An 18214-nucleotide genomic window follows, 5' to 3' on the forward strand; every position below is an offset into this window, starting at 1 on the left:
GCTCAGGCGCCCCAACCGGCCTGCACGCCGCCGACGCGGTCGGCAGCGATCTTCTGCTGGTAGCCGGAGGCGGCGTAGGCGGCCATCGGGTCGGCGGCCAGGCCGCGAGACTCGCGCCACTCGGCGAGAGCCGGGCGCACGTCGGTGTAGAACGCATCCATGAAGACGGCGTTCGCGGCGAGCACGTCGCCCGACTTCTGCGCGGCGGTGAGAGCATCGCGGTCGACGAGCAGCGCGCGGGCGGTCATCTCCTGCACGTTGAGCACCGAGCGGATCTGGCCGGGGATCTTGTCTTCGACGTTGTGGCACTGGTCGAGCATGAACGCCACGTCGGCGTTGTTCAGGCCCCCGCCGCGGATGACCTCGAACAGGATGCGGAACAGTTGGAACGGGTCGGCGGCGCCCACGATCAGGTCGTCGTCGGCGTAGAAGCGCGAGTTGAAATCGAACGATCCGAGCTTGCCGAGGCGCAGCAACTGCATCACGATGAACTCGATGTTCGTGCCGGGGGCGTGGTGACCGGTGTCGAGGCAGACCATGGCCTTGTCGCCGAGGGCGCTGACCTGGGCGTAGGAGGTACCCCAGTCGGGAACGTCGGTGTGGTAGAACGCTGGCTCGAAGAACTTGTACTCGAGCACGAGGCGCTGGTCGTCGCCGAGGCGCGCGTAGATCTTCTGCAGCGACTCCTGCAGGCGGTCCTGCCTGCCGCGGAGGTCTGCCTGGCCCGGGTAGTTCGAGCCCTCGGCCAACCAGATCTTGAGATCGCGGCTGCCGGTGGCGTCCATCACGTCGATGCAGGCGAGGTGGTGGTCGATGGCCTTCTGGCGAATGGCCGCGTCCTCGTGCGTGAGGGCGCCGAACTTGTAGTCGTCGTCCTGGAACGTGTTCGAGTTGATGGTGCCGAGCGTGACGCCCAGGTCTTCGGCGTGCTTGCGCAGATCGTCGTAGGAGTCGACCAGGTCCCACGGGATGTGCAGGGCGACCGAAGGCGCGAGGGCCGTGTACTTGTTGACCTGTGCCGCATCGGCGATCTTCTCGTACGGGTCGCGCGGGGTGCCGGGGGTGCCGAAGACTTTGAACCGGGTGCCGGAGTTGCCGAACGCCCAGCTGGGCAGCTCGATGCCCTGCTTCTCGAGGGTTGCGAGGTGGTCGGGGGAGAGGATGCTCACGATGCACTGCTTTCGTTGTCGGTCGCGGGGGTGGGGATCTCGCCGCTGGCGGCGAGTTGGTCTTCGAGGTGGAACACCTCGGTGAGCGCGGTGGCGGCCTGGTCGGGGCGACCGTCGAGGCCGTGGAAGAACCGGCTCATCTCTGCCTCCCAGCGCGCGGCGACCGGTGAGGCGGCGAGGTACGCCTGTGCGGCGGCATCGTCGTCTGTCTCGTAGTAGCCGACGAGCGTGCCGCCCTCGCCGAGGAACAGCGTGTAGTTGCGGCGCCCGGCAGTGGCGATCTCGGCCAGCATCTCAGGCCACACCGGGGAATGCCGTTCGAGGTACTCGTCGAGCAGCTCGGCGCGGATCTGCAGCTGGAAGGCGACGCGGGTCATCGGGGGCTCCTCTGCCGTGTTGACGTGCTGCACCTGAATCGTTTCAACAATCATGCTAGGCCGAGCCGCGGGCGCGAGTCAACCCGGAAGGACCGCGTTCGATTGCCGTACACTCTCGGACAGCATCCGGGAGCGACGAGGAGCAGTAGTGGCAGTGAGTGTGCGGGACGTCGCAGCGGCGGCAGGAGTGTCCGTCGGCACCGTATCGAACGTCCTGAACCAGCCCGACAAGGTCGCCGCGACGACCGTCGAGCGGGTGCAGGGGGTGATCGCCGAGCTCGGCTTCGTGCGCAACGATGCGGCACGCCAGCTTCGCGCCGGTCGCAGCCGCAGCATCGGACTGATCGTCCCGGACGCGGGCAACCCGTTCTTCGCCGACGTCGCCCGTGGTGCCGAGGCGCGCGCGGACGAAGACTCGCTCGCCGTGCTGCTCGGCAACAGCGACGAGAATGCCTCGCGTGAGGACAGCTACCTCGACCTTTTTCGCGAGCAGCGGGTGAACGGTGTGCTGATCACCCCCGCATCCGAAGACGACGACAAGCTGCTGCGAGTGCAGGCGTCGGGCATCCCGGTGGTCCTGGTCGACCGGGAGGTGCCGGGGTCGGCGTTCTGCTCGGTGTCGGTCGACGACGTCGAGGGCGGATTCCTCGCCGCCCGGCATCTGCTGCGGATCGGACGGCGTCGTCTCGCCTTCGTGGGTGGCCCCGAGGGGATCACTCAGGTCGCTCAGCGTCTCGAAGGTGCCCGCCGAGCGATCGCCGAGGTTGCGGGAGCGACGCTCGAAGTGATCCGGATGCCCGCGCTCACCGTGTTGCACGGTCGTGCTGCCGGCGAGGAGATCGCCGCGCGGCGAGAGCGTCCGGATGCCGTCTTCGCTGCGAACGACCTGCTCGCAGTGGGCTTGCTCCAGGCGCTCACGATGTTCCGTTCGCTGCGGGTGCCGGAGGACATCGCGTTGGTCGGCTACGACGACATCGACTTCGCGACGGCCACGGTCGTGCCGCTGACCTCGGTGCGCCAGCCCGCTCAGTTGATCGGACGCACGGCCGTCGAACTGCTGCTGCGGTCGATCAGCGACCCGCACGGCGACTACGAGCGACGGGTGCGGTTCCGTCCCGAGCTGATCGTGCGGCAGTCGACTGACGGCTGACCCGTAACTCGCGGCCGACGGTCACCCCGCCAGCGACACGGATCGCGCATGCGACCCGTGTCCGAGCTCCTCGACAGCGAGGCCGGGAAGGTCGAGCTCGGCGGTGGTGCCGACGGGGACGGTCACGTCGACGTGCAGTCTGTCGTGCTCGATCCGCCACGAGATCGAGGCCTCGCCGTACGGCGTGCGCTGCGTTGCCGACGCATGCGTCAGCCCGCCTCCCGGCCGAGGCGCGAACCGGATGCGGCGGTAACCGGGTTCGGCCGGGGCGAGTCCGGCGACGCTGCGGTGGAGCCAGTCGGCGACGGCGCCGAGCGCGTAGTGGTTGAACGAGGTCATGGTTCCCGGGTTGACCGAGCCGTCCGGGAGCAGGGCATCCCACCGCTCCCAGATCGTCGTCGCTCCCTGCACGATCTGGTACAGCCAGGACGGGCACTCCGTCTCCTGCAGCAGGTCGTATGCCGTGTCGGTGTGCCCGGTGAGGGTGAGCGCGTCGTATACGAGGGGAGTGCCGACGAATCCCGTCGCGATGCGGTTTCCGTCGGCGCGGACCAGCTCGGCCAGACGCGCGCCCGCCCGCGCACGCTGCGCAGGGTCGGGGAGCAGATCGAACACGATGGCGAGGGCATAGGCGGTCTGGGCATCCGAGGTCATCGTGCCGTCGGGCTTCACGTACGCGGCGCGGAATGCTGCCGCGACCTCGCCGGCGAGGGCGGCGTAGTGGGCGGCATCCGCGGACCTGTCGAGCACGCGCGCCATGTCGGCGACGGCCCGCGCGGACCGGGCGAAATAGGCGGTCGCCACCAGGTAGCGGTCGGTGCGCGCATCGCCGGGGTCTTGAGGCGGGGCCGCGGGGTCGAGCCAGTCGCCCAGCTGGAAGCCCTCGTTCCACAGCCGGTCGGGACCGGCTGCGGATTCCACCTTGTCGACCCAGCGGCGGGCGCTCTCGAACTGGGTGGCCAGCACGCCGGTGTCACCGAAGCGCTGATAGATCGTCCAGGGCAGCAGCGTGGCGACGTCGCCCCACGCGGCACCGGGCCGGATCGGATCCCACACCTTGTGGGTCGGGATGACGGGGACGAACCAGGGGACTGTGCCGTCGGGCAGTTGGTCGGCCTCCAGATCACGGAGCCATCCCGAGAGCATCCCCGACACGTCGAACAGCGTCGACGCGGTCGGGCCGAACACCTGGATGTCGCCGGTCCAGCCCACGCGTTCATCGCGCTGCGGACAGTCGGTCGGGATGTCGACGAAGTTGCCGCGCATACCCCAGACCACGTTGCGGTGCAGCTGCTCGACCAGTGGGTCGGAACAGGCGAACCAGCCCGTCCGTTCGAGGTCGGTGTGCAGCACGCGCGCGGTGAGCGCGCCGGCTGCGGCATCCGCATCGAGGTCGCCCGGCCAGCCGTCGACCTCGACGTAGCGGAATCCGTGGAACGTGAAGCGCGGCTCCCACTCCTCGCCGTCACGGCGCCCGGCGAGGGTGTAGTGGTCGGTGGAGCGGGCGCTGCGCAGCGGACGTGTGAAGATCTCACCCTCCTGCAGCACCTCGGCCGTGCGGAGGGTGACTGTCGCGCCCCGCGGTCCCATGGCGCGGATGCGCACCCGTCCGACGAGATTCTGACCGAAGTCGAGGATGCGCGCACCACGGGGCGAGGTGAGCACGGCGACGGGAGCGACGTCTTCGGTCACTCGGACGGGAGGCCCGGTCGGGGCCACCAGGGTGCGCGGATCGCGCTCGCGCACGGCGACCGGGGCCCAGTCGCCGTCGTCGAACGCGGGCGTCGACCACCCCGGCACCTCCTGCCGTGCGTCGTGGTCCTCGCCGTCGTAGATCCCGGAACGGAGGATGGGGGAAGGGGCGGCCCTCCAGGTGTCATCCGTCCCTAGCGTCACGCGTCGGCCGTCGGCATACGTGATCTCCAACTGGGCGAGGAAGGACAGATCCCGGCCGAAGACGTTGCGGTGACCGCCGCGCCAGCCGAGTCGACCTCGGTACCAGCCGTCGCCGAGCCAGGCGCCGATCGCGTTATCGCCGTCGCGGAGCAGGCCCGCCACGTCGTAGGCGTAATACCGAAGTCGCTCGCGGTAGACGGTCCAGCCCGGCGACAGGGTGTCGGAGCCGACGCGGATGCCGTTGATCTCGGCGTCGTACAGGCCGTGGGCAGTGGCGTAGAGACGTGCGCGGACGATCTGGCCGTCGACGCGGAATCCACGCCGCACAAGAGTCGCTCGGCGGGCGTCGCTCTCCGGATCCTCGTCGAGCTCCAGTCCGATCGGCCTCGCGGACCAGTCCTCGGCATGCAGCAGACCCGTCTCGAGCCAGGTCGCGGGGCTCGGATCGAACCAGTCGCCGTCGTCGCCCTGCACTGCGACCCGCACGGCGACGCGCTCGCGGGATTCCAGCGCACGGCTCGGCCACGGCACCAGCACCTGCTCGGACGAGGCGACGTCGAAGGTCTCCTCTCCGTCGATTCGCACGACGGTGATCGCATAGGCGTGCTGCTGCCAGTCGGCGGGAGCATCGCTGAGCGTCCAGCTCAGGCGTGGACGGGACTCCCCGATGCCGAGCGGATCCCGGTGGTGTTCGATGCGCGGCGCGGAGACGGTCGTCATGCTCCTCATCCTTGCCGATCGACCTCCGTCTGTACGGTTCCGGCCTCAGGCCGTCGTCTCGCTGCGCCGATCCCGCACGGCCTTCGCGTTCGGTATCCCCCTCGAGAACAGGAGGGACAGGAGACTGATCAGGATCAGCCCGAAGAAGGCGATGCGCAGCGACGACAGCTGCGAATCGCGGTAGACGGTCGCCAGGGTGTCGGCATCCGCGTCGCTCAGACCGGCGTCTTCGGCGATGGTGGCGACGTCGGCGGCGGGCACGATCGTGACGCCGTGTTCCGTGGCGGACGCGACCGTGGTCTTCGTGGTGTCGGGCAGATCGCTCGCCGCGACCCCCGACGCGAACGACGTCGACAGCGCCCCGATGAGGATCGAGCCGATGAGTGCGGTTCCCAGCGATGATCCGAGGTTCTGAAACACGCCCTGGAGGCCGCCCACCTCGCTCGTCTCCTTCTCGGTCACACTCGACATGTTCACGTTGCCGAGCTGCGAGGCGAGCAGCCCGAGCGCAGCGCCGGCGAGGAACATCCCGGTGGCGAAGAATCCGCTGCGCAGGTCGCTGGTGGCCGAGCCGAGCAGGATGAGTGCGCTGACGACGAGCACCAGCTGGCCGATCCGCACGATCCTCCGCGGCGACAGCATGCGCGAGAGCCGGGTGCCGACGATGGAGAACAGCACGAGGGCGATCGAGAGCGGGAAGATCCGGATGCCGGTCTCCAGGGCGTCGAGGCCGAGCGTCATCTGCAGGTACACCGGCACCATGAAGAAGAGACCGGCCGTCACGGTGTACTGCGCACCGAGCACCGACAGTCCGCTGCGGAGGGAGGTGATCGAGAACATCCCCACATGCACGAGCGGTGCCCGCCCGGCGCGTTCGAGTCCCCGCTGCCGGGAGAGGAACAGCGCGAGCAGTACGACCCCGAACACGATGAGCCAGGCGGCGGGAGAGATACCGAGCGGAGCGATGGAGACGCCGCCGATCTCAGGAGGGTTGAGGGGCAGGATCCACCCCCAGGTCTTGCTCTGCAGCATTCCGAACACCACGGCCACGAGTCCGATCGAGGAGAGCGCGACGCTGAGGATGTCGATCCGCACGGTCTGTCTCGGCGTCGGGTCGGTGACGATCCGTGCGCACAGCACGACTCCGATCATGATGAAGACCTCGGCCACGAAGACGTAGCGCCAGTCGAGGTACGTCGTCACGAAGCCGCCGATCAGAGGCCCTGCCGCGACGGCCGCACCGGAAACGGCGCCGATGATCGCGAAGGCCGTGATCCGCTCCCGACCGCGGTAGTTGTCCGCGACGAGGGCTGCGATAGCCGGGATCACCAGCACAGCGCCGAGCCCCTCGATGATCGACCAGCCGAGGAAGAGGAACTGCACGTTCGACTCAGTGCGGTGATCAGCGAGCCCAGCGCATACACGCACGACCCGATCACGAATGACCTGCGGCGGCCCCACACATCGCCGAGTTTCGCGCCAAGCAGCATGAACGCGGCCATCGTGAGGGTGTAGAAGGTGATGGCCCCCTGCATTGCGGTGACGGTGGTGTCGAGATCGGACACGACGGTCGAGATCGACACGTTCATCACCGTGCCGTCGAGCACCATCACGAACTGCGCGGAACCGAGGACGGCGATGACGCCCCACTTCTTCATGACGTCTCCTTCGAGCGCGCAGCGGACGCGACGGGGGTGGTGGTGTTCGCGCCGGCGCCGCGCATGATGCGCGCGACGGCCGTGATGAGGAACAGCTGACCGGTGATCGCCTCCGCGACCGCGACAGCCTGCGATGTCGCGTTCGCCGGAACGAGGTTGCCGTAGCCGGTGGTCGTGAGGGTGGTGAACGAGAAGAAGAGCTGATTGGCGAGCGAGTCCTCGCCCGCGTCGCCGAACACGGGGGAGGAGGAGGCGAGCGAGAGCAGGTTGAAGACGAACGTGAAGAAGAGGCCCACGAGGACGTAGGCGGTGATCGCCGCCAGCAGGGCCTCGACGTTGAGCCCGCGTCGCTTCACCTGGTGCCCGATGATCGCGATGGGAGACACGAGCAGTGCGAACATCGTCGCCGCGGAGAACACGATGTCGAGGACGTGCCCGCTCGCACCGAGAAGTGTCGTGACGATGGTGGCCACCCCGGCGGCTGACAGGATGATCCACGCCACATGCTGCACCGTGCGGGGCGCGGCCGTGACCCGGAAGACGACGGCGACGGTCATGAGCGTGACCAGGAAGGCCCACGGGCTCGGATTCGTGCCACGCTGCGCGGCGCACAGTGCATACGAGACCACGACCAACGCAGCGACGACCGCATACCCCGATGCCCCGCTGAAGTGCAGATCGGGACGTCGATCATCGGCTCGGGCTTTCGCCGCACGTGCGGACGCGGTCACCGACCCGGCTCCCCGGGAACCATCGTCGGCGTGTCGGTCACTGGCCATGTCGCACCTCGCACCCGCTCGATGACGGCGCGGGATCCGGATGACCGGGGCGGATCCCCGGGGTCGGGTGCGGGCGGCGTCGCATCGCTCATCGTGCCAGTGCCCGACGGGGCACGAGAGTCGCGCATCACCCCTTCCGGGCGAGGGTGCCCGGGGTGCGTCGGCGCCCCTCAGACGTCGCTGGTCGTGGCGCGCTTCGCGCTCGCGCCCCGCATGATCCGCGCGACCGCCGTGATGAGGAAGAGCTGACCGGTGATGCCCTCGGCGATCGCCACCGCCTGACCGCCGGTGCCGACCGGCACGAGATTTCCGTAACCGGTCGTCGTGAGCGCCGTGAAGGAGAAGAACAGTTGGTTGCCGAGCGAGTCGAGGCTCTCCTCTCCGAACAGCGGATCCGGCGAGATCTGCGACATCAGGTTGTACACGAAGGCGAAGAACATGCCGACGAGGATGTACGCGGTGATCGCGGCCAGCAGTGCCTCCAGGTTGAGGCCGCGACGGGTCACCTGGTGGGCGATGACCACCCAGGGGGCGACGAGGAGCGCGATCATCGACGCGGCCGAGAGCGGGATGGCGAGCAACGGGCCCTCGAGTCCGAACAGATCGGCGACGACGGCAATGACCCCGGCGGCGGAGAGCACGACCCAGGAGACCCGCTGCACCATCGGTCGGGCCCTGGTCACATGGAAGACCATGGCGACCGTCGCGAGCATGGGGAGGAAGGCCCACGGGCTCGGGTCGGTGCTGGGCTGTATCGCGCACAGGCCGTACGACACGATGAGCAGGACGAGGACGATCCCGTACCCGAGAGCGCGGTCATCCCACCGGCGGCCGAGCCGGCCTGTGGCGCGTTGCTCGTCCACCGCTTCTGTCAGGGGCATGTCGACTCCACTCCGGTGCGGTGGACGCCGTCGTCCACGATGTGCGGCCAGTATCCCAGCGCCGGAGCGCATCCCGTCTCAGGGCGGGTGCGCGTCGGCGGGAACGGGAACCTCGACCCGGTTCGAGACTGCTCGCCGAACCCGTTATGATGGCTGAGTGCATCCGATCTTCGGGTCGGATCCACGGAGACGTCGCATAGTCCGGCCGAGTGCACCACCCTGCTAAGGTGGAGTCCCCTCACGGGGACCAGGGGTTCAAATCCCCTCGTCTCCGCACTTCTTCTTCATCGTTTCGCGGCCCTGGTCGTCGCCGTCCGCGGCAGACTGGAAGCATGTTCCGCGACATCACGACCGTTGTGTTCGATGTGCTCGGCACCCTGGTCGACGAGCCCCGCGGTCTCCGCGCCGCCGTCGTCGAAGCGGCGGGCCCGCGCGGCGATTCCGCAGGGCTGCTCGGCATCTGGCAAAGTCACATCGAACAAGAGCAGGCACGCATCGCGCGGGGCGAACGCGACTACGCCGACACGGAGACTCTCGATCGCGAGGCGGCTCTGCGGGTGGCTGAAACGGCGGGGATCGACGACCAGGCCCTCATCGGCCGCCTGGCGTCGGCGGCTGAGCGGCTTCCGCCCTGGGACGACTCCGCCGACGGTGTCGCGCGACTCGTGCAGCGGTTCCGTGTATTCGGGCTGTCGAATGCGACGACGAAGACGCTGCATCGGCTGGCAGAGCACGCCGGGCTGGAATGGGATCTGGCGCTGTCGGCTGACGCCGTGCGCGCCTACAAACCTGCCCCCGAGGTCTATGCTCTGGCGGTGGAGGCGGCGGGCGGCGATCCGTCGAGAGTGCTGATGGTCGCGGCCCATGCCTGGGATCTGCGGGGCGCGCAATCGATCGGCATGCGAACCGCTTATGTGCGACGCCCGGTGGGCGACCCGCCGACTTCGACAGACACGTTCGATGGTCGATTCGACGGACTTCGGCAACTCGCCGCCGCGCTGATCTCGAGCACGTGACGCATCGATCTCGTTGTCTCAGCGACTTCCCGCGGAGCGGGCGACGCCGATGGGATCGACCTCCGTCGACTCGGTGGCGATGCCGAACCGGATCAGCGCGCGCGGATCAGACCGGTAGTCCGGAGGCGGCACGTCGAGCGCGTTGGCCTGGAGAAGGGTGAAATCGGCCGCGGAGCCGACGACGCGGAGCGTCCCGACCGGGAGGCAGTCGACCACGAGCTGGAACTCCTTCTCGCCCTGGTGCACGGCGGCTCCGGAGATCGACCAGGCGGTGAACTCGTTCGCCGTGCGCGTGCTCAGCCAGTTCTGCTGCACCACACCGGTCACCCGCAGCAGGGCGGTGGTGCCGCGGAGGCGCGAGGACTGTCGCAGCTCGAGCAGGACGCCCACGACTCCGCCCAGGACATCGACGAGGATCCGCGTGATCTGTGCGCCGACGAGAGCGTCCGTGTTCAGGAACGGATTCTCCTCGCGCGGGAGCGGCGGTAGCTCGCCGGGGACGCCGATGAGCAGGTCTTTAACCATCATGTCGAATCGTCTCCCCAGTCCCCCGACCCTTCAAGAATATGTGATCGCGGTTCACATACTCTGTGCGCCGAGTGTGAACGGGGTTTCCGGAGCGCCGCTCGATGCTGCTCAGGGCACTGCGACGGCCGCAACCTTCCGATAGTCTCGCCCGCGTGGCCGGCCCGGGCGGCAGGAGCCCGAGCCGATCGAATCGGATCCGAGAAGTCGGGTTCCTGCGGCCCGGGCGCGGCGACGATGGTGGGGAAAGGAGGACCTCATGATCGGAACGCTCAACGCCCTGGTCGACCTGGTCGAAGCCGGCGGCTCCGATGAGATCGATGTCGCCGGGTTCGCGCGCGATCACGGCACGACCGAATATCACCTGCGTCGGATGTTCTCGGCGCTGGCCGGCATGCCGCTGTCGGAGTACGTGCGGCGGCGTCGCATGACGCTCGCCGGTGCGGAACTCGCCGCCGGTGCTTCGAGCCTGCTCGATGTGGCCGTGCGCCACGGCTACGGCTCGGTCGAGGCTTTCGGCCGCGCCTTCCGTGCGGTGCACGGCATCGGCCCGGCCGACGCGCGCCGAGACGGGGGCCCTCTCCGTACACAACCCACGCTCCGGTTCCGCCTGAGCGTCGAAGGGAGCACCCCGATGGACGTCACCATCACCCACCGTCCCGCATTCGTCCTCGCCGGCCACGCCGCCGAGGTTCCGCTGATCCACGAGGGCGTCAACCCGCACATCCAGGCGCACATCGCCGCGATCCCGCCCGAGGAGCATGCGCGCCTCAAGGCGCTCGGCGACGCCGAACCGGCGGGGATCCTCGCGATCACGGCCGACGTCGAGCCGGATGCGGCGGAGGGCACACCGCTCACCTATCTGCACGGCGTTGCGCTGCAGCACACGACCGCGGTGCCTGACGACCTCGACTCCCTGCGCCTCGACGAAGGGTCCTGGGCGGTCTTCGCCGCGCGGGGGCCGTTCCCGGCGACGCTGCAGAACCTGTGGGCGGCCACGGCGACCGAGTGGTTCCCGTCGAACCCCTGGCGGCTGCGGCCCGGCCCCTCGATCGTGCGCTACCTCGAGTTCACCGGCGACTTCGCGTCGTGCGAGCTCTGGCTGCCCGTCGAACAGGGCTGAACCGGGTGCCCCGCGCGGAGATCGCTCAGCGCGGGGCATCGCCCTTCATCGGCGGGCGATAGGTGCCGATGATCGCGGCGATGAGGTCGGAGTAGGCAGCATCCTGACTGGAGAAGCTGCCGTTGTTGCGGCCGTGTCGCAGCACCTCGACCCGGTCGGACACCGCCTGCACGTCGGCGATGTTGTGACTGATGAACACGACGCCGAGCCCGAGCTCCCGGAGCTGCTCGATGTGGGTGAGCACGTCGGCGGTCTGAGCGACGCTGAGCGAGGCGGTCGGCTCGTCCAGCACGACCAGTCGAGGTTGGCTGATGAGCGTGCGCGCGATCGCCACGGCCTGTCGCTGGCCGCCGGAGAGGGCGTTGAGCGGGGTGCGGGTCGAGGGGATGTTGGCGGCGAGATCGCTCAACGCCTGCCTGGTCGCGTTCTCCATCTCGCCCTCGCGCAGCATCCCCTTTGAGGTGCGCAGCTCGCGTCCGAGGAAGACGTTCGCGGTGACGTCGAGGTTCTCGCAGACCGCGAGGTCCTGGAAGACCGTCGCGATGCCGAGTCGGTTGGCTTCGGCGGGGGAGGAGATGTCGACGCGCTCGCCGTTGATGCGGATCTCGCCGGACGTGGGTGTGAGGGCACCCGCGATGACCTTGGCCAGCGTCGACTTGCCCGCGGCGTTGTCGCCGACGAGGCCGACCACCTCGCGGGCGTTCACGGTGAAATCGACATCGGTGAGGGCTTCGACGGCGCCGAAGCGCTTCGTGATCCCGCGCAGGGTGAGCAGCGGCTCGGCCTGCGACGCCGAGAGGATCATGCGCGGCCCTCGAGAAGCTGGGACGGGTCGGTCGACTGCAGGATGTGGATGGTCGCGCCGACGAGAACCGTGTCTTTGCCGAAGGAGGCGGGAATCGGCTCGCGGCGAGGAGCGCGACGTTGCGGCGCGTGCTCGCGCAGGGACGCAGCGAACGGCAGCAGGAAGACCGGGCCGGCGTCGGTCAGCTCGCCGCCGATCGTGATGATCTCGGGGTCGAGGGTCTGACAGACGCCGGCGACCACGCGTCCGAGCGTCGCGCCCGCATCGGAGACGACTCGCGCGCAGCCGGGGTCTCCGGCGGCGGCCCGGGCGATGACGTCCTTGAAGGTGACCTGCCCGTACGTGGCGCGCAGCGGCGCGGTGACGGCCTCGGCTCCGACGACGGTCTCGAGGCAACCGCGCTGGCCGCAGGGGCAGATGGATCCGGCGGGGTCCACCTGCACGTGTCCGATCTCGCCCGCCGTGCCTCCGCGTCCGCGGTAGAGCCTCGAATCGAGGATCACGCCGGCGCTCGTCGTGTACGAGGCGCTGACGAACAGGCTGTCCGAGACGTCGCGCGCGGTACCGAGCGTCGCCTCGGCGAGAGCGGCGAGATTGGCGTCCTTCTCCACCAGCACGGGGCATCCGAGACGCTGTTCGACGACCGTGGCGATGGGCTGCGATTCCCACCGCCTCATGACGCCGGCATAGGAGACCAGACCGGTGTCGGGGTCGATGGGCGCCGGAACGGCGATGCAGATGCCGATCAGTTCGTCGGCCTGCGCCGCGATCATCTCGAGCATCTCGACGATGAGGAGGGTGATGCGATCGAGCACCGTGTCCTCGGCGTGATCCGCCGGCAGCGGCATCGAGCGGTCGGCGAGCACGGACTGCCCCACGTCGTTGAGACGCACCCGCATGCTGCGACTTCCGATGTGGACGGCGGCCACGAGGCCCGCACGCCGGGCGATGGTGACGAGCTGTGCGCGCCGGCCGCTCCGCGAGGTGGGGTGCGTCTCCACGAGGCCGGAGAGCGACAGCTCCTTCACGATCGCCGACACCGTGGCGGTGGACAGGCTGGTCGCTTCGGCGAGCTCGACCTGGGTGAGCCCGCCGAAGCGCTTGACCGCATCGACGATCTTGGCCGTGTTGGCCTCGCGCAATCCCGACTGGGAACCGCTCGACCATCTGCTCATAGCGGGAGCATATCGCCTCGGATCGGCACTGCCGGGGTCAGCGTGCGGCCCCCGCCCGACGCTTGTTCCAGACGTCGAACGCCACGGCGATCAGGAGCACCAGACCCTTCACGACCTGCTGTGTCGCCTGGTCGAGACCCATGAGCTGCATGCCGTTGCTCATCACCGCCATGATGAGACCTCCGACGATGGCTCCGCCGACGCGTCCCACACCGCCGGTGACGGCGGCACCGCCGATGAAGCAGGCGGCGATCGCGTCGAGCTCGAACATGTTCCCCGCTCCCGGTTGCGCGCCGTTCGTGCGCGAGGAGAACACGACGCCCGCGACGCCGGCGAGGAGCCCCATGTTTACGAAAATCCAGAAGTTGACCCGACGCACGTTCACGCCGCTCAGCAGTGCGGCGTGCAGGTTGCCGCCGATGGCGTAGACGTGACGCCCGAACACGCTTTTCTGCGTGATGACCGAGTAGGCGATGATCAGGACCGCGAGGAGGATCAGCACGAAGGGGAGGCCGCGGCTGGTGGACAGCTGGTAACCGAACCACATCACGACGGCCGCGATCAGGACGATCTTCAGGATGAACCATCCCAGTGCCTCGACCGACTGCTGGTGTGCGACCTTCGATCGCCGGCTGCGCACCTGCCACACCGCGTAGCCGCTCACGCCGATGGCGAAGATCACGAGGGTGAACACGTCGACCCCGTAACCGCCGAAGAGCCCGTTGAAGAATCCGTTGGCTATCGAGTAGTAGGTGCCGCCGAAGGGAGAAAGGGAGACGTTGCCCAGCACGATGAAGGTGAGCCCACGGAAGAGCAGCATGCCGGCGAGGGTCACGATGAACGCCGGGATGCCGACGAACGCCACCCAGAACCCCTGCCATGCGCCGACCAGGAGGCCGACCACCAGCGCGGCGATGACGCCGACCCACCACGGCAGCTGCATGCGGATCACGAGGACCGCGGCCGTGGCACCGGTGAGGGCGACGACCGAGCCGACCGAGAGATCGATGTGACCGGCGATGATGACGATCACCATGCCGATCGCGAGGATCAGGATGTAGGAGTACTGCAGAACGATGTTCGTGAGGTTCCCGGGGGAGAGGAACGTCGGGTTCAGGATGGCGAAGAACGCCACGATCGCGACGAAGGCGACGAGGATGCCGCTCTGGCGCAGATTGCGCGTGGCGAGGCTCAACAGGTTGGTGACGCCGGTCATCGTTCGGCCGTCCTTTCGACAGTCATGAGTTGCATGAGGTTCTCCTGGGTGGCCTCGGCGGCCGGCAGCTCACCGGTGATCCTGCCGAAGGCCAGGGTGTAGATGCGGTCGCAGATGCCCAGCAGCTCGGGCAGCTCGGACGAGATGACGAGCACGCCCTTCCCCGCCGCGACCAGGCGGTTGATGATCGTGTAGATCTCGTACTTGGCGCCGATGTCGATGCCGCGGGTGGGCTCATCGAGGATCAGCACGTCGGGCTCCGTCTGGATCCACTTGCTGAGCACGACCTTCTGCTGGTTGCCGCCGGAGAGGTTGCCCACGAGCTGGAGCACACTGGGCGTCTTGATGTTCATCTCGGCCCGGTACTGCTCCGCGATCCGGAGTTCCCGGTTCGCGTCGATCCAGCCGCCGGGGCTGATCATCCGCAGCGAGGCGAGCGTGATGTTGTGGCGGATGTCGTCGATGAGGTTCAGCCCGAACTTCTTGCGATCCTCGGTCGCGTAGGCGATCCCCGCGCGGATGGCCGCGCTCGTGGTCGACGTGTCGACCTCTTTGCCGCGGACGAGGACCCGCCCCTTCGCGTTCCGTCCGTAGGTGCGGCCGAAGACGCTCATGGCGAGCTCCGTGCGCCCAGCACCCATCAGCCCCGCGATGCCCACCACCTCTCCCGCACGCACGGTGAGGGAGGCGTCGTCGACCATGATCCGTCCCGGCTGGGTCGGGTGATGCACGGTCCAGTTCTCGATCCGCAGCACCTCCTCGCCGAGCTCCGGTACCCGCTCCGGGAAACGATGGGCGAGGTCGCGGCCGACCATGCCGCGGATGATCCGGTCCTGCGTGGAGGCCGGATCGCTCATGTCGAGAGTCTCGATGGACCGGCCGTCGCGGAGGATCGTGGTGCGGTCGGCGATCGCATCGATCTCGTTCAGCTTGTGCGAGATGATGATCGACGTCATCCCGCCGTCGCGCAGGCGCCGGAGGAGGTCGAGCAGATGCGCCGAGTCGGTGTCGTTGAGCGCCGCGGTCGGCTCGTCGAGGATGAGCAGGCGCACGTTCTTCGACAGTGCCTTCGCGATCTCGACGAGCTGCTGCTTGCCCACGCCGAGCTGGCCGACCGGCGTGGCGGGGTTCTCGTCGAGACCGACCTGGGCGAGCAGCTGCGAGGCCTCGGAGTTCGCGCGGTCCCAGTCGATGAGCCCGCCTGCGCCGCGACGCTCGTTGCCGAGGAAGATGTTCTCGGCGACGCTGAGGTAGGGGATCAGCGCGAGTTCCTGGTGGATGATCACGATGCCCACCTGCTCGGAGTCGCTGATGGATCCGAACTTCGCCTCCTCGCCCTCGTAGACGATCTCACCCTCGTACGCGCCGTGCGGGTAGACACCCGACAGCACCTTCATGAGGGTGGACTTGCCCGCGCCGTTCTCGCCGCAGATCGCGTGGATCTCGCCGCGGCGGACATCGAGGTCGACGCCCTGGAGCGCCTTGACTCCGGGGAAGCTCTTCTCGATCTCCCGCATCTGCAGTACCGGTGTCGTCATGAACCGGGTCCTTTCCGTCGAGAGGGGCGTGACGTCGTGTCGACGTCACGCCCCGGAGCGATGACTATTCGGCGACGCCGGAGTCGACCTCGGCCTGAGTCCAGTAACCGGAGTCGACCAGCAGCGAGGTGATGTTGTCCTTGTAGACGATGTCCGACTGCAGGAGGTACGACGGCACGACCTTCACACCGTTGTCGTAGGTCTCCGTGTCGTTCGCCTCGGGCTCCTCACCCTCGAGCATGTCCTCGGCCACCACGACCGACTGCTCGGCGAGCTTGCGCGTGTCCTTGAAGATCGACGCGAACTGCACGCCCTGGTCGATCAGGGCGATCGATCCGATCTCGGCATCCTGTCCGGTGACGATCGGGAGCCCGTCCGCGATGGTCGCGCCGAGACCGCCGGTGCCCTGCAGCGCCGTGATGATGCCGCGTGAGATCCCGTCGTAGGGGGAGAGTACTCCATCGAGCTTCGTGCCGCCGCCGTAGGTCGAGGTGAGCAGATCCTCCATGCGCTTCTGCGCCGTCTCCTGCTGCCACCGCAGGATCGCCGCCTGCTCGATGTCGGTCTGACCCGACGGCACCGTGAGCACGCCCTCGTCGATGTAGGGCTGCAGCGTGTCCATCGCTCCCTGCCAGAAGAAGTGGGCGTTGTTGTCGTCGAGCGAGCCGGCGAAGAGCTCGATGTTGAACGGACCCTTCTCTCCGCTGTCCTTGCCGTCCTGGTCGAGCACGCCGAGGCCGACCAGCAGCGAGGTGGCCTGCTGCACGCCGACCTTGTAGTTGTCGAACGTCACGTAGAAGTCGACGTTCTCGCTGTCGCGGATGAGACGGTCGTAGGAGATCACGGGGATGTTCGCTGCGGCGGCCGCGTCGAGCTGCGAAGACAGCGCGGTGCCGTCGATCGCGGCGATGATGAGGAGGTCTGCGCCCTTGGTGATCATCTGGTCGATCTGCTGGCCCTGCGTCGGGATGTCGTCGCCGGCGTACTGCAGTTCGACCTGGTAGCCGGCTTCTTCGAGGCCGTCCTGCACGGCCTCGCCGTCGGCGATCCAGCGCTCCGAGGTCTGGGTTGGCATGGAGACGCCGATCAGGAGATCGCCCTTGTCGCCGGAGGCCTTCTCGCCGCCGCCTGCGGCGCCTGCTCCACCTCCACCGCAACCGGCGAGGGCGAGGACTCCCGCGAGGCCGAGGGCCGCGAGTGCATACTTCTTCTTCATTCCGAGCTCCTTTGCTGTGCAATGCGTCCCCCGGCCGAAGTCCGGAGGGTCAGCGTCCCCGGCCATTCGGGATCCGCCTCGGATCACTTTCTTGAGTTCGAGACTCGAAGTCAAGGAAACGTGATCGATTCGTGATGATGAACACGAGGCGGCTTCGTTCCCGGATTTCTTCTCGAGCACGGGGATTTTGTGGGGATGGAACGCGAAGGAGTGGCTTTTAGCTTCGAGACTCGAAGGTAAAACAGACCGGAGAAGCCGTTGTCAGTGCCTCGTGCGACACTGAGCGCACGGACCAGGGAGGCACGTCATGGCGGCGATCGACCCCAAGAAGACGATCGATGCGTACCGGGCGAAACGCGGTGAGTTCCGCATCGTCGAGGTGCCGCCGATGCAGTACCTGATGATCGACGGCGCGGGCGATCCGAACACCTCTCCGGCCTATGCGGAGGCCGTCTCGGCGCTGTTCCCCCTGGCCTACACGCTCAAGTTCGCGAGCCGGAACGAGCTCGGCATCGACACGGTCGTGATGCCCCTCGAGGGGCTCTGGCACGCATCGGACATGGCGTCGTTCACCACGCATCGCGACAAATCGGCCTGGCAGTGGACGCTCCTGATCATGGTCGGCGACCACGTCACCGCTGCGATGTTCGCCGATGCGGTGGAGTCCGTGGCTCAGAAGGCCGCGAAGAAGAAGGTGCCGGTGCCCGCACTCGGATCCGTACGGCTGGAGACCCTCGACGAGGGATTGAGCGTGCAGACTCTGCACGTCGGTCCGTTCGACGACGAAGGGCCCGTCCTCGACGACCTGCATCACCGTTTCATCCCCGAGAACGGTCTGACGATGAGCGGGCTGCACCACGAGATCTACTTGAGCGACCTGCGTCGCACCGACCCGGCGAAGCTGCGCACCATCCTCCGGCAGCCGGTTGTGCGGAGCGCATGAGGGCAGAGGGCGTCGGGAATGCAAGCC

Annotated in this window: 15 protein-coding genes, 1 tRNA gene and 1 pseudogene; 5 read left to right on the forward strand and 12 right to left on the reverse strand. The window is 68.0% G+C overall.

The features are described 5' to 3' along the window. Positions 1-2: 2 nt before the first annotated feature. The gene (gene rhaI, locus ACFC14_RS09010) at positions 3-1169 is read right to left on the reverse strand and encodes an L-rhamnose isomerase (protein WP_376103194.1); all 1167 of its coding nucleotides are present in this window, start codon (positions 1167-1169) and stop codon (positions 3-5) included. Further along, positions 1166-1546, reverse strand: a complete 381-nt coding sequence (locus ACFC14_RS09015) for an L-rhamnose mutarotase (RefSeq protein WP_376103196.1) — start codon at positions 1544-1546, stop codon at positions 1166-1168. Before ACFC14_RS09015 ends, rhaI begins: the two co-directional genes overlap by 4 nt. Positions 1547-1694: 148 nt before the next feature. Here ACFC14_RS09015 and ACFC14_RS09020 point away from each other — a divergent pair, with 148 nt between their 5' ends. Continuing rightward, positions 1695-2696: a LacI family DNA-binding transcriptional regulator gene (locus ACFC14_RS09020; RefSeq protein ID WP_376103199.1), complete on the forward strand. Its 1002-nt coding sequence runs from the start codon at positions 1695-1697 to the stop codon at positions 2694-2696. Between the two features lie 21 nt (positions 2697-2717). Here the strand turns inward: ACFC14_RS09020 and ACFC14_RS09025 are convergent, their stop codons facing one another. The 4 genes and pseudogenes from ACFC14_RS09025 to ACFC14_RS09040 all read right to left on the reverse strand — a co-directional run bounded on the left by ACFC14_RS09025 (position 2718) and on the right by ACFC14_RS09040 (position 8630). Then, entirely contained in the window at positions 2718-5312 is a 2595-nt protein-coding gene (locus ACFC14_RS09025; protein ID WP_376103202.1) for a family 78 glycoside hydrolase catalytic domain, read from the reverse strand. A gap of 45 nt (positions 5313-5357) precedes the next feature. Further along, positions 5358-6970: pseudogene (locus ACFC14_RS09030) on the reverse strand (MFS transporter). Then, entirely contained in the window at positions 6967-7749 is a 783-nt protein-coding gene (locus ACFC14_RS09035; RefSeq protein WP_376103205.1) for an ion channel, read from the reverse strand. Before ACFC14_RS09035 ends, ACFC14_RS09030 begins: the two are co-directional and overlap by 4 nt. Before the next feature lie 170 nt (positions 7750-7919). Further along, positions 7920-8630: a potassium channel family protein gene (locus ACFC14_RS09040; RefSeq protein WP_376103208.1), complete on the reverse strand. Its 711-nt coding sequence runs from the start codon at positions 8628-8630 to the stop codon at positions 7920-7922. A gap of 185 nt (positions 8631-8815) precedes the next feature. On the opposite strand from ACFC14_RS09040, the gene ACFC14_RS09045 reads away from it, so the two are divergent. Together ACFC14_RS09045 and ACFC14_RS09050 are read left to right on the forward strand one after the other, a co-directional pair. Further along, positions 8816-8904 (forward strand) — tRNA-Ser (locus tag ACFC14_RS09045). 58 nt (positions 8905-8962) lie between these two features. Further along, positions 8963-9646: a haloacid dehalogenase type II gene (locus ACFC14_RS09050; RefSeq protein WP_376103211.1), complete on the forward strand. Its 684-nt coding sequence runs from the start codon at positions 8963-8965 to the stop codon at positions 9644-9646. Between the two features lie 18 nt (positions 9647-9664). Here ACFC14_RS09050 and ACFC14_RS09055 read toward each other — a convergent pair whose 3' ends face one another. Next, positions 9665-10174, reverse strand: coding sequence for a hypothetical protein (locus ACFC14_RS09055; protein ID WP_376103214.1), 510 nt, complete (start codon positions 10172-10174; stop codon positions 9665-9667). Positions 10175-10430: 256 nt separating this feature from the next. On the opposite strand from ACFC14_RS09055, the gene ACFC14_RS09060 reads away from it, so the two are divergent. Next, positions 10431-11294 (forward strand): GyrI-like domain-containing protein, encoded by an 864-nt coding sequence (locus ACFC14_RS09060; RefSeq protein WP_376103216.1) that lies wholly within the window; start codon positions 10431-10433, stop codon positions 11292-11294. A 25-nt stretch (positions 11295-11319) separates the two neighbouring features. Here ACFC14_RS09060 and ACFC14_RS09065 read toward each other — a convergent pair whose 3' ends face one another. From ACFC14_RS09065 to chvE, 5 genes are all read right to left on the reverse strand, one after another. Continuing rightward, complete coding sequence (locus ACFC14_RS09065; protein WP_376103219.1) at positions 11320-12099, reverse strand: ATP-binding cassette domain-containing protein; 780 nt, start codon at positions 12097-12099, stop codon at positions 11320-11322. After that, entirely contained in the window at positions 12096-13274 is a 1179-nt protein-coding gene (locus ACFC14_RS09070) for an ROK family transcriptional regulator (RefSeq protein WP_376103222.1), read from the reverse strand. Before ACFC14_RS09070 ends, ACFC14_RS09065 begins: the two co-directional genes overlap by 4 nt. Positions 13275-13311: 37 nt before the next feature. Next, positions 13312-14490, reverse strand: coding sequence for a multiple monosaccharide ABC transporter permease (gene mmsB, locus ACFC14_RS09075; protein ID WP_376103225.1), 1179 nt, complete (start codon positions 14488-14490; stop codon positions 13312-13314). Then, positions 14487-16028 (reverse strand): multiple monosaccharide ABC transporter ATP-binding protein, encoded by a 1542-nt coding sequence (mmsA, locus tag ACFC14_RS09080; protein ID WP_136043066.1) that lies wholly within the window; start codon positions 16026-16028, stop codon positions 14487-14489. Before mmsA ends, mmsB begins: the two co-directional genes overlap by 4 nt. Before the next feature lie 64 nt (positions 16029-16092). After that, a complete protein-coding gene (gene chvE / locus ACFC14_RS09085) occupies positions 16093-17244 on the reverse strand; it encodes a multiple monosaccharide ABC transporter substrate-binding protein (RefSeq protein ID WP_376103228.1) in 1152 nt (383 codons plus the stop codon). A gap of 370 nt (positions 17245-17614) precedes the next feature. On the opposite strand from chvE, the gene ACFC14_RS09090 reads away from it, so the two are divergent. Then, entirely contained in the window at positions 17615-18187 is a 573-nt protein-coding gene (locus tag ACFC14_RS09090; protein ID WP_376107149.1) for a GyrI-like domain-containing protein, read from the forward strand. Positions 18188-18214: the final 27 nt, after the last annotated feature.

The sequence above is a fragment of the Microbacterium sp. NPDC055988 genome, assembly GCF_042269505.1.
Taxonomy (GTDB): Bacteria; Actinomycetota; Actinomycetes; order Actinomycetales; family Microbacteriaceae; genus Microbacterium.

Bases quoted from the DNA above. Each gene is read 5' to 3' on its own strand.
- ACFC14_RS09070 (WP_376103222.1), bottom strand. From the start codon at position 13,274: ATGAGCAGATGGTCGAGCGGTTCCCAGTCGGGATTGCGCGAGGCCAAC.
- ACFC14_RS09050 (WP_376103211.1), top strand. From the start codon at position 8,963: ATGTTCCGCGACATCACGACCGTTGTGTTCGATGTGCTCGGCACCCTG.
- chvE (WP_376103228.1), bottom strand. From the start codon at position 17,244: ATGAAGAAGAAGTATGCACTCGCGGCCCTCGGCCTCGCGGGAGTCCTC.
- ACFC14_RS09035 (WP_376103205.1), bottom strand. From the start codon at position 7,749: ATGGCCAGTGACCGACACGCCGACGATGGTTCCCGGGGAGCCGGGTCG.
- ACFC14_RS09065 (WP_376103219.1), bottom strand. From the start codon at position 12,099: ATGATCCTCTCGGCGTCGCAGGCCGAGCCGCTGCTCACCCTGCGCGGG.
- ACFC14_RS09060 (WP_376103216.1), top strand. From the start codon at position 10,431: ATGATCGGAACGCTCAACGCCCTGGTCGACCTGGTCGAAGCCGGCGGC.
- mmsB (WP_376103225.1), bottom strand. From the start codon at position 14,490: ATGACCGGCGTCACCAACCTGTTGAGCCTCGCCACGCGCAATCTGCGC.
- ACFC14_RS09015 (WP_376103196.1), bottom strand. From the start codon at position 1,546: ATGACCCGCGTCGCCTTCCAGCTGCAGATCCGCGCCGAGCTGCTCGAC.
- mmsA (WP_136043066.1), bottom strand. From the start codon at position 16,028: ATGACGACACCGGTACTGCAGATGCGGGAGATCGAGAAGAGCTTCCCC.
- ACFC14_RS09055 (WP_376103214.1), bottom strand. From the start codon at position 10,174: ATGATGGTTAAAGACCTGCTCATCGGCGTCCCCGGCGAGCTACCGCCG.
- ACFC14_RS09025 (WP_376103202.1), bottom strand. From the start codon at position 5,312: ATGACGACCGTCTCCGCGCCGCGCATCGAACACCACCGGGATCCGCTC.
- ACFC14_RS09040 (WP_376103208.1), bottom strand. From the start codon at position 8,630: ATGCCCCTGACAGAAGCGGTGGACGAGCAACGCGCCACAGGCCGGCTC.